General features: G+C 60.2%; 7 protein-coding genes. 5 read left to right on the forward strand and 2 right to left on the reverse strand.

Annotation, left to right across the window (positions count from 1 at the left end; translation table 11 throughout):
* The first annotated feature begins 17 nt into the window (after window positions 1–17).
* Complete coding sequence (gene rpoC / locus MGEO_RS19380; RefSeq protein WP_085641389.1) at window positions 18–4,265, forward strand: DNA-directed RNA polymerase subunit beta'; 4,248 nt, start codon at window positions 18–20, stop codon at window positions 4,263–4,265.
* A gap of 92 nt (window positions 4,266–4,357) precedes the next feature.
* On the opposite strand, the gene MGEO_RS19385 is transcribed toward rpoC, so the two are convergent.
* Window positions 4,358–5,734, reverse strand: a complete 1,377-nt coding sequence (locus tag MGEO_RS19385) for an MATE family efflux transporter (RefSeq protein ID WP_408607530.1) — start codon at window positions 5,732–5,734, stop codon at window positions 4,358–4,360.
* Between the two features lie 142 nt (window positions 5,735–5,876).
* On the opposite strand from MGEO_RS19385, the gene MGEO_RS19390 reads away from it, so the two are divergent.
* Window positions 5,877–6,782 (forward strand): DMT family transporter, encoded by a 906-nt coding sequence (locus tag MGEO_RS19390; protein ID WP_085641390.1) that lies wholly within the window; start codon window positions 5,877–5,879, stop codon window positions 6,780–6,782.
* Here the strand turns inward: MGEO_RS19390 and MGEO_RS19395 are convergent.
* The gene (locus MGEO_RS19395) at window positions 6,739–7,554 is read right to left on the reverse strand and encodes a putative rhamnosyl transferase (protein ID WP_085641391.1); all 816 of its coding nucleotides are present in this window, start codon (window positions 7,552–7,554) and stop codon (window positions 6,739–6,741) included. The genes MGEO_RS19390 and MGEO_RS19395 overlap by 44 nt on opposite strands.
* Window positions 7,555–7,925: 371 nt before the next feature.
* Between MGEO_RS19395 and rpsL the strand changes: the two genes are divergently transcribed.
* From rpsL to fusA, 3 genes are read left to right on the forward strand one after another with little or no spacing between them, the layout of a single operon-like run.
* Complete coding sequence (rpsL, locus tag MGEO_RS19400; RefSeq protein WP_050931498.1) at window positions 7,926–8,297, forward strand: 30S ribosomal protein S12; 372 nt, start codon at window positions 7,926–7,928, stop codon at window positions 8,295–8,297.
* A gap of 12 nt (window positions 8,298–8,309) precedes the next feature.
* Window positions 8,310–8,780: a 30S ribosomal protein S7 gene (gene rpsG, locus MGEO_RS19405; RefSeq protein ID WP_085641392.1), complete on the forward strand. Its 471-nt coding sequence runs from the start codon at window positions 8,310–8,312 to the stop codon at window positions 8,778–8,780.
* A gap of 15 nt (window positions 8,781–8,795) precedes the next feature.
* Window positions 8,796–10,919, forward strand: a complete 2,124-nt coding sequence (fusA, locus tag MGEO_RS19410; RefSeq protein ID WP_085641393.1) for an elongation factor G — start codon at window positions 8,796–8,798, stop codon at window positions 10,917–10,919.
* Window positions 10,920–11,007: the final 88 nt, after the last annotated feature.

The raw sequence follows: 11,007 nt of genomic DNA on the forward strand, positions 1-11,007 counted from the left end.
AATTCAAGGATTTGAAAATGAACCAGGAACTGACCAACAACCCGTTCAACCCCGTCACACCGCCCAAGGTGTTCGACGAAATCAAGGTCTCGCTCGCGTCGCCGGAGCGGATCCTGTCGTGGTCTTTCGGTGAGATCAAAAAGCCCGAAACCATCAACTACCGCACGTTCAAGCCCGAGCGTGACGGCCTGTTCTGCGCGCGTATCTTTGGCCCGATCAAGGATTACGAATGTCTGTGCGGCAAATACAAGCGCATGAAGTATCGCGGCGTTGTCTGCGAAAAATGCGGTGTAGAAGTCACGCTGCAGAAGGTCCGCCGCGAGCGTATGGGCCACATCGAACTGGCCGCGCCCTGCGCCCACATCTGGTTCCTCAAGTCGCTGCCGTCGCGCATCGGCCTGATGCTGGACATGACGCTGCGCGACCTGGAACGCATTCTCTACTTCGAAAACTACGTGGTGATCGAGCCGGGTCTGACCGATCTGACCTACGGCCAGTTGATGACCGAAGAAGAGTTCATGGATGCGCAGGACGTCTATGGCATGGACGCCTTCACCGCCAATATCGGCGCTGAGGCAATCCGTGAGATGCTCGCGAATATCGACCTCGAGGCCGAGGCCGAGCAGCTGCGCGCCGATCTCAAGGAAGCGACCGGCGAACTGAAGCCGAAGAAGATCATCAAGCGCCTCAAGGTGGTTGAGTCCTTCCTCGAGTCCGGCAACCGCCCGGAATGGATGGTTCTGACCGTGATCCCGGTCATTCCGCCGGAACTGCGCCCGCTGGTGCCGCTGGATGGTGGCCGCTTCGCGACGTCCGACCTCAACGACCTCTATCGTCGCGTGATCAACCGGAACAACCGTCTGAAGCGCCTGATCGAACTGCGTGCGCCGGATATCATCGTCCGCAACGAAAAGCGGATGCTGCAGGAATCCGTTGACGCGCTGTTCGACAACGGCCGTCGCGGTCGTGTCATCACCGGTGCGAACAAGCGTCCGCTCAAGTCGCTCAGCGACATGCTGAAGGGCAAGCAGGGTCGCTTCCGTCAGAACCTTCTGGGTAAGCGCGTCGACTTTTCGGGTCGTTCGGTCATCGTGACCGGTCCGGAACTCAAGCTGCACCAGTGTGGTCTGCCGAAGAAGATGGCGCTCGAACTGTTCAAGCCGTTCATCTATTCGCGTCTTGAAGCGAAGGGTCTGTCTTCGACCGTCAAACAGGCGAAGAAGCTGGTCGAGAAAGAGCGTCCCGAAGTGTGGGATATCCTCGACGAGGTGATCCGCGAGCACCCGGTTCTGCTGAACCGCGCGCCGACGCTGCACCGTCTGGGCATTCAGGCCTTCGAACCGGTTCTGATCGAAGGCAAGGCGATCCAGCTGCACCCGCTGGTCTGTTCGGCGTTCAACGCCGACTTCGACGGCGACCAGATGGCGGTTCACGTTCCGCTGTCGCTGGAAGCGCAGCTTGAAGCCCGTGTTCTGATGATGTCGACGAACAACGTTCTGTCGCCCGCCAACGGCGCACCGATCATCGTTCCGTCGCAGGACATGATCCTTGGCCTGTACTATACCTCGATCATGCGTGCCGGCATGAAGGGCGAAGGCATGGTCTTTGGCTCTATCGAAGAGGTTGAACACGCGCTCAACGCGGGTGAGGTACATCTTCACGCCAAGATCGAATGCCGGGTCAAGCAGATCGACGACGAAGGCAACGAAATCTTCAAGCGTTACGAAACCACGCCGGGTCGCGTGCGCCTCGGTGCGCTTCTGCCGCTCAACGCGAAAGCTCCTTTCGACCTCGTGAACACGCTGCTTCGCAAGAAGGACGTTCAGAAGGTCATCGATACCGTCTACCGCTACTGTGGTCAGAAAGAGTCGGTCATCTTCTGTGACCAGATCATGTCGATGGGCTTCAAGGAAGCGTTCCGCGCGGGCATTTCCTTCGGCAAGGATGACATGGTCATTCCCGAAACCAAGTGGCCGATCGTGGAAGAAACACGCGAGCAGGTGAAGGACTTCGAACAGCAGTACATGGACGGCCTGATCACCCAGGGCGAAAAGTACAACAAGGTGGTCGATGCCTGGTCGAAGTGTAACGACAAGGTCACTGAAGCCATGATGTCCACCATCTCGGCGGCCAAGACCGACGAGGCCGGTGCCGAAATGGAACCGAACTCGGTTTACATGATGGCACACTCCGGTGCCCGTGGCTCGGTCACGCAGATGAAGCAGCTGGGCGGGATGCGCGGCCTGATGGCGAAGCCGAACGGCGACATCATCGAGACGCCGATCATCTCGAACTTCAAGGAAGGTCTGACCGTTCTTGAATACTTCAACTCGACCCACGGCGCCCGTAAGGGTCTGTCCGACACCGCTCTGAAAACCGCGAACTCGGGGTACCTGACCCGTCGTCTTGTCGACGTGGCGCAGGACTGCATCGTGCGGATGCATGATTGCGGCACCGAACGTGCGATCACGGCGGAAGCCGCAGTCAACGACGGTGAAGTCGTGGCCTCGCTGGCCGAACGTATCCTGGGCCGTGTTGCTGCGGATGACGTGGTCAAGCCGGGCACCGACGAGATCCTCGTGCGTGCTGGTCAGCTGATCGACGAACGCATGTCGGATGCCATCGAAGAAGCTGGTGTTGCCACCATGCGTATCCGGTCGCCGCTGACCTGTGAGGCCGAAGAGGGCGTCTGCGCCATGTGCTATGGCCGTGACCTCGCACGCGGTACGATGGTGAACACCGGCGAAGCCGTGGGTATCATCGCGGCGCAGTCGATCGGTGAACCGGGTACACAGCTGACGATGCGGACCTTCCACATCGGCGGCGTTGCCCAGGGTGGTCAGCAGTCGTTCCTCGAAGCCAGCCAGGAAGGCAAAGTGGCCTTCGAAAACGCCAACACACTGGAAAATGCCGCAGGCGAAACGCTGGTCATGGGCCGCAACATGAAGTTGCGCATCATCGACGAGCACGGTGAAGAACGCGCCAGCCACAAGCTGGGCTACGGCACCAAGGTCTTCGTCAAGGAAGGCGACTCCGTGAAGCGCGGCGACAAGCTGTTCGAGTGGGACCCGTATACCTTGCCGATCATCGCCGAAAAGGAAGGTATCGCGAAGCATGTGGACCTCACCGCAGGTGTGGCTGTGCGGGACGAGACCGACGACGCGACAGGCATGACCCAGAAGATCGTGATCGACTGGCGCGCCGCGCCGCGTGGCAACGAACTCAAGCCGGAAATCATCCTTATGGGTGAAGACGGTGAGCCGTTGCGCAACGAGGCGGGCAACCCGATCACCTATCCGATGTCGGTCGACGCCATTCTGTCGGTCGAGGACGGTCAGGACGTAAAAGCCGGGGACGTGGTTGCACGTATTCCGCGCGAAGGCGCCAAGACCAAGGACATCACCGGTGGTCTGCCGCGTGTGGCCGAACTCTTTGAGGCACGTCGCCCCAAGGATCACGCCATCATCGCGGAAATCGACGGCTATGTCCGCTTCGGCAAGGACTACAAGAACAAGCGTCGCATCACCATCGAACCGGCGGATGACAGCCTCGAGCCCGTGGAATACATGGTGCCGAAGGGCAAGCACATCCCCGTCGTCGAAGGCGATTTCGTCCAGAAGGGCGATTACATCATGGACGGCAACCCTGCGCCGCATGACATCCTGTCCATCATGGGTGTCGAAGCGCTGGCGAACTACATGATCGACGAGGTTCAGGACGTCTATCGTCTGCAGGGTGTGAAGATCAACGACAAGCATGTCGAAGTGATCGTGCGCCAGATGCTGCAGAAGTGGGAAATCCTCGACAGTGGCGACACCACGCTTCTCAAGGGCGAACACGTCGACAAGGCGGAATTCGACCTTGCCAACGAGAAGGCCGAGAAGAAGGGTGGCCGTCCGGCACAGGGCGAACCGATCCTGCTGGGCATCACCAAGGCGTCGCTGCAGACCCGCAGCTTCATCTCGGCTGCGTCGTTCCAGGAAACCACACGCGTGCTGACCGAAGCTTCGGTTCAGGGCAAGAAGGACAAGCTTGTTGGCCTGAAAGAGAACGTGATCGTGGGTCGTCTGATCCCGGCAGGTACCGGTGGGGCAACCCAGAAGGTGCGTCGCATCGCGCAGGACCGCGACAATGTCGTGATCGAGGCGCGCCGCGAAGAGGCCGAGGCGGCTGCTGCACTTGCGGCGCCCGATGCCATGGACGACGTGATCGGTGGGGACGAGTTCGACAATATCATCGTCGATACCCCGGAGAGCCGCGAATAAACCGCGACTTTTACCAAACGATAAAAAACCCCCGCGCCGGTCGCGGGGGTTTTTCTTTTTTTCAGAGCGCAGTTTCGACAGTCGATGCCCGCTCAGGCGCGGACCGGCCGCAAGCCGCCGATGGCTGCCTGGGATACCCGGGCGGCGACGATCAGCGCCATCACCCAGCCGGTGGATACCGCCGTCGCGATCCCCAGCCAGACGCCCCACACATCGAAACCCAAAAGCGCGATGAACACCCAGATGAAGAAGGCGACTCCGAAGCCCTGGCGATAGATGCTGATCCAGAGCGTGTAGATCGGGCGCTTCAGCGCCTGCAGCAGAGAGTTGATCGAAAACAGCATCATATAGATCGGAAACAGGAACCCATCGACCAGCAGGTAACTCGCGCCGACAGCGATCACGTCGGGATCCGAGGTGAAGGGCCGCATCGCGTAGGACCCACCGAACCACAGGATCGGCATCGCGATGGCCGAGATCGCGAAACCCAGTTTCCAGCAAAAGAACACCGCCTCGCGCACCCGGTCATACTGACGTGCGCCGAAGTTCTGTCCGGCGATCGGGAGCAGCGCTCCGGTCATGCCAAGCACCGGCAACAGCAGGATCTGTTCGATCCTGAGCGCCACGCCATAGGCGGCAATGGCGTGTTCGCCGAAATTCTTCAGGGCGAACTGCACAACGAAACCCGACACGAACATCACGATGAGCGCGGTGCTGGCCGGAAGCATCTGTCCGACGATGGCACGATAACAGGCAAGGTCCGGCACGAATTCTTCGCGTCTGACCCGCTCCATCATGTTGAGTTTGAAAATCCGCGACACGATAAAGGCCATCACTCCGGTCTGGCTGATCACCGTCGCGACAGCGATGCCATTGAAGCCAAGGCCCGACCAGATGCCCGGGATGCCGTACATCATCAGCGGATTGAGGACGATGTTGGCGAAAAACGCCACCATCAGCGCCCGCTGCATCGACCGGGTGTCGCCATGCGCCTGCAGAATTCCATTGCCCCCATACGCGAGAAGAAAGCCCGGCAGGGCGAGGATAAGGAGCCGGAAATAACCAAGGGCGGCATCCCGATAGCCACCGGGCTCGGACACAAGGGCAATCAGGTACGGTCCGCCGAACCAGCCGGCGACCATCAGAACAGCCGTTGCAATGACACCGAAACTCAGCCCCTGCGCGGCAAGGCTGCGGGTGGCCTTGGTGTTCTTTTCTCCCTTGGCGTTGCTGACCAGCGCAGAAAGGGCAGAGCCAAGGCCGAACCCTACTGCCATCATGATGAAGAACGCCTGAAATCCGATGGCCAGCCCGGCCTGTGCTTCGGTCGAAAGCTGTCCCGCGAAATACACATCCACGACATTGTAGAGGGTCGAAAACAGCATCCCCAGTGCCGCCGGAATGGCAAGGTTGAGGTAGTGGGTCAGCATGGACCCGGTGGTCAGATCGTCATTGTGCTGAACGGCCACGCGAACTCCTGTCTGTTGTCGCGCATCGGAAAACCCCAGGGCGATCCTTTCTGCGATACACGCAAAGCTCGAAAAGCCAAAGGTTTTTGGCAGGTCGCTTTTGGCGTGGAGGCCGGACGCGCGGGCTGCTACTGCGAAGGGAATGAAACACCTTTCCGACAATATGCGCGGTGCGCTGCTGATGTGCGGTGCCATGGCTCTGTTCACCTTCGGGGATGCCTCGATCAAGGCGACCGGAGGTGTGCTGCCACTGTCGCAGCTTCTTGTGATCCGGGGCGTTCTGGCCTCGGCTGCGCTCTTTGCGATGGCGTGGTATTTCCGCGGACTGAAACTGCGCCTGCCGGCAAAGGACTGGGCGCTGGTTCTGGCGCGCGGCCTGGCCGAAGCTGCGGCCGCCTATTTCTTTCTGACGGCGCTGCTGGCCATGCCGCTGGCCAATGTGACCGCGCTTTTGCAGATGCTGCCGCTGACCGTGACCCTTGGCGGGGCGCTGGTGTTCCGGGAACCCGTCGGCTGGCGGCGCTGGAGCGCGATCCTGATCGGGTTTGTTGGTATGCTGCTGATTGTCCGACCGGGCACGGACGGGTTTACGTCCGCTTCGGTCTATGCGCTTTGCGCGGTGCTCGCGGTCACGGTCCGAGACCTCGTGACCCGCCGTGTGTCACGCGAGGTGCCGTCACTGACCGTGACACTCTGTTCCTCGGTCACGGTGACCCTGTTCGCCGGGGCGTGGTCTTTTGGTCAGGAGTGGATCACCCTGACACCCCGGCTGACCCTTCTGGTTCTGATGGCCACCACGTTCATCATCGGCGCCTATCTGTGCAGCGTCATGGTGATGCGGGTGGGCGAGGTGAGTTTCGTGGCGCCCTTCCGGTACACCGGGCTCGTGTGGGCGCTGATCCTTGGTTTTGTCGTGTTCGGGGAGTGGCCGCAGCCACTGACCTTGATCGGCGCGTCCATCATTGTCGCGACGGGCGTGTTCAGCCTTCTGCGCGAGGCGCGGCTCAAGCGGAAGGTGCGAAAGCCCGTTCTACCGCGTCAGCCGTAAGCGCGAAGCGGCGGTTGAGCGTTTCGATTTCGTCCGGCGTCGGCGCATGAAAGTCGGGCTGGGCGAGTTTTCCCTTCTGTCGCGAATCGTTGTGGGCGTGGTGGCTGCGCAGGAACATGGGCTGGTCGGTAAAGGTGACTGTCGGCATGAACCGGTTGATCCGGCTGTGAGCGAAATTCATCTGACTTTGCCGGACGCCCCCGTGAACTGCCATCGCCTGTGCGACCCCGAGATAGGGCGTTACGGTCTCCGCGATCTCGAAGCGGTTGATGTCGGATCGACAGAGCGTATAGCCGCGGTTCCAGTCGAATCCGACCAGCCGGTTCCCCAGAACCAAGGGCGCGCAATCCGCGACGGCCTGGCGCAGCCGCGCCACGAAATCCACGGCCAGCGCATCGTCATCGTCGTGGCGCACCTGCAGACAGGGCTGGTTGACGTGCCGCCGGGCAGCGTTGAGCACCGATTGGCACACCTGCCGGTGCGGCCCCGGATCCCGCGCCACGATCCGTGCCTGAGGCAGTGATCCGAGAATGTCCTGCAACCGCGCAAGGTACGTCTGCGGCAGGCAGGTTCCTACGAGCACGATCAGATCGAAGTCAGGATCGGTCTGCGCCTTCAGACCGGGCAGGCAGAGGTGTTCGAACAGTGCGAACCGGGTCTCCATGCGCGCTGGATCGTAAAGATGGGCGCGGCGCGCTTCGATACTGTCGTGGTCGACCTGAAAACCGCCCTCTGCAGGATAGGAAAACCGGCAAAATAATATGGTTTGCATGTCGATCTGCCCTGACGCCCCATGCCTTTTGCAGTAAGAGGAGTGTGCCTTGGCAAAGCCCGGCACACAAGCGCCGGGCCACTGTTGACAAGCATACCGACTCCCCATATACGCGCGCCTAATTCGACAGGGCGCACGCCCGTTTTGTCGATTTACAGGACTGGAGCGGTCAAGATCCGGGCGGAAGCCCCGATCCTCTGGAAATGCACCGTATCGCTTCCAAGAGGGAAGCGGATGCGGTTCTTTGCGTCGTTTTTGTACGAAAGCGGCGAGAATTGAACAGGGTCACGCGGACGCGCTGGGCCTTCATGCGAAACCCGCACGGGACACCCCGTGCACCACATATGTGAGCTACACGGGGAAAAACCGGAATGCCAACGATCCAACAGCTGATCCGCAAGCCGCGGCAGCCGAAAATCAAGCGCTCGAAGTCGATGCATCTCGAGCAGTGCCCGCAGAAGCGGGGCGTATGCACACGCGTCTACACCACCACACCGAAGAAGCCGAACTCGGCGATGCGGAAAGTGGCCAAGGTGCGTCTGACCAACGGTTATGAAGTCATCAGCTACATCCCGGGTGAAAGCCACAACCTTCAGGAGCACTCCGTGGTTCTGATCCGTGGCGGTCGTGTGAAAGACCTTCCCGGTGTGCGCTATCACATCCTGCGTGGTGTTCTGGATACCCAGGGCGTCAAGGACCGGAAGCAGCGCCGTTCGAAATATGGCGCGAAGCGTCCGAAGTAAGAGGAATAAGAGATGTCTCGTCGTCACGCCGCAGAAAAACGCGAAGTGCTGCCCGACGCCAAGTATGGCGACCGGGTGCTGACCAAGTTCATGAACAACCTGATGATCGACGGCAAAAAGTCGGTCGCTGAGCGCATCGTCTACAACGCACTGGATCGCGTTGAGAACAAGGTGAAGCGCGCGCCGGTGGAAATCTTCCACGAGGCGTTGGACAACATCAAGCCGTCGGTCGAGGTTCGCTCCCGCCGGGTTGGTGGTGCGACCTATCAGGTGCCCGTTGAAGTGCGTCCCGAGCGCCGCGAAGCTCTGGCAATCCGCTGGCTGATCAACGCCAGCCGCGCCCGCAACGAAAACACCATGGAAGAGCGCCTTGCCGCTGAACTTCTCGATGCCGTGAACTCCCGCGGTTCGGCTGTGAAGAAGCGTGAAGACACTCACAAGATGGCCGACGCCAACAAAGCGTTCAGCCACTACCGCTGGTAATAGGAGCCAAGACACATGGCACGCGATTATCCTCTCGAGCGCTACCGTAACTTCGGGATCATGGCGCACATCGACGCAGGCAAGACGACCTGCTCGGAACGCATCCTGTATTACACCGGCAAGTCGCACAACATCGGCGAAGTGCACGATGGTGCTGCAACCATGGATTGGATGGAGCAGGAACAGGAACGTGGCATCACGATCACGTCCGCTGCGACCACAACGTTCTGGCAGCGTCAGGAAGAACCGACCGCTGACGGTACATCGGACACCAAGTTCCGCATGAACATCATCGACACCCCCGGCCACGTGGACTTCACCATCGAAGTCGAACGTTCGCTGGCGGTTCTCGACGGTGCTGTCTGTGTTCTCGACGCCAACGCAGGTGTTGAGCCGCAGACCGAAACCGTGTGGCGTCAGGCTGACCGTTACAAGGTTCCGCGTATCGTGTTCGTCAACAAGATGGACAAGATCGGCGCAGACTTCTTCAACTGCGTTCGCATGATCGAAGACCGCACCGGCGCGCGCGCCGTTCCCGTTGCCCTGCCGATCGGTGCAGAGAGCGAACTGGAAGGTCTGGTCGATCTCGTGACCATGGAAGAGTGGGTCTGGAAGGGCGAAGATCTGGGCGCGTCCTGGGTCAAGCAGCCGATCCGCGACGAACTCAAGGATGTCGCCGAAGAATGGCGCGGCAAGATGATCGAAGCGGCCGTCGAAGAAGATGACGACGCGATGATGGCTTACCTCGAAGGCGAAGAGCCCGATGTCGATACCCTGCGCAAACTGCTGCGCAAGGGCACGCTCGCGCTGCACTTCGTTCCGGTTCTGGGTGGTTCCGCGTTCAAGAACAAGGGCGTCCAGCCGCTGCTCAACGCCGTGATCGACTACCTGCCGAGCCCGCTCGACGTGGTCGACTATATGGGCTTCAAGCCGGGCGACGAGAACGAAGAGCGCAACATCGCGCGCCGTGCCGACGACAACATGCCGTTCGCTGGTCTGGCGTTCAAGATCATGAACGACCCGTTCGTGGGCTCGCTCACCTTCACCCGGATCTACTCGGGAAAGATGAACAAGGGCGACAGCATCCTGAACTCGACCAAGGGCAAGAAAGAGCGCATCGGTCGTATGATGATGATGCACTCCAACAACCGGGAAGAGATCGAAGAAGCCTTTGCAGGCGACATCATCGCGCTGGCGGGTCTGAAAGACACCACCACCGGTGACACGCTCTGCGCGGCCAACGATCCGGTTGTGCTCGAAACGATGACGTTCCCAGATCCGGTGATCGAAATCGCGGTTGAGCCGAAGACCAAAGGCGACCAGGAAAAGATGTCCCAGGGCCTCGCACGTCTGGCAGCAGAAGACCCGTCCTTCCGCGTCGAAACCGACCTCGAGTCCGGTCAGACCATCATGAAGGGCATGGGCGAACTTCACCTCGACATCCTCGTCGACCGCCTGAAGCGCGAATTCAAGGTCGAAGCCAACATCGGTGCACCGCAGGTGGCCTATCGTGAGACCATCTCGCACGAGGTCGAACACACCTACACCCACAAGAAACAGTCGGGTGGTTCGGGTCAGTTCGCCGAAGTGAAGATGATCATCACTCCGACAGAGCCGGGCGAAGGCTACTCCTTCGAATCCCGCATCGTCGGTGGCTCGGTTCCGAAGGAATACATCCCCGGTGTCGAAAAAGGCATCAACTCGGTCATGGACTCCGGTCCGCTTGCCGGCTTCCCGGTGATCGACTTCAAGGTTGCCCTGATCGACGGTAAGTTCCACGACGTGGACTCCAGCGTTCTGGCCTTCGAAATCGCAGCACGTATGTGCATGCGCGAAGGTATGAAGAAGGCCGGTGCGAAGCTTCTGGAACCGGTGATGAAGGTCGAAGTGATCACGCCGGAAGAATATACCGGTGGTATCATCGGCGACCTCACGTCCCGTCGGGGCCAGGTGACCGGGCAGGAACCGCGCGGCAACGCCGTTGCGATCAACGCCATGGTGCCGCTCGCCAACATGTTCGGCTACATCAACACCCTGCGCTCCATGTCCTCGGGCCGCGCGCAGTTCACGATGCAGTTCGATCATTACGATCCGGTTCCGCAGAACATCTCGGAAGAGATTCAGTCGAAATACGCATAACCCGCGGTGCGTGGGCAACCACGCACCCTACCCACCACCGTAGGGTGCGTGCCGGGCACGCACCGTGAGAAAAGAAAAGGAGCTTTGC

Source organism: Marivita geojedonensis (genome assembly GCF_002115805.1).
Taxonomy (GTDB): Bacteria; Pseudomonadota; Alphaproteobacteria; order Rhodobacterales; family Rhodobacteraceae; genus Marivita; species Marivita geojedonensis.

Bases quoted from the DNA above. Each gene is read 5' to 3' on its own strand.
- MGEO_RS19395 (WP_085641391.1), bottom strand. From the start codon at position 7,554: ATGCAAACCATATTATTTTGCCGGTTTTCCTATCCTGCAGAGGGCGGT.
- rpsL (WP_050931498.1), top strand. From the start codon at position 7,926: ATGCCAACGATCCAACAGCTGATCCGCAAGCCGCGGCAGCCGAAAATC.
- rpoC (WP_085641389.1), top strand. From the start codon at position 18: ATGAACCAGGAACTGACCAACAACCCGTTCAACCCCGTCACACCGCCC.
- fusA (WP_085641393.1), top strand. From the start codon at position 8,796: ATGGCACGCGATTATCCTCTCGAGCGCTACCGTAACTTCGGGATCATG.
- MGEO_RS19390 (WP_085641390.1), top strand. From the start codon at position 5,877: ATGAAACACCTTTCCGACAATATGCGCGGTGCGCTGCTGATGTGCGGT.
- rpsG (WP_085641392.1), top strand. From the start codon at position 8,310: ATGTCTCGTCGTCACGCCGCAGAAAAACGCGAAGTGCTGCCCGACGCC.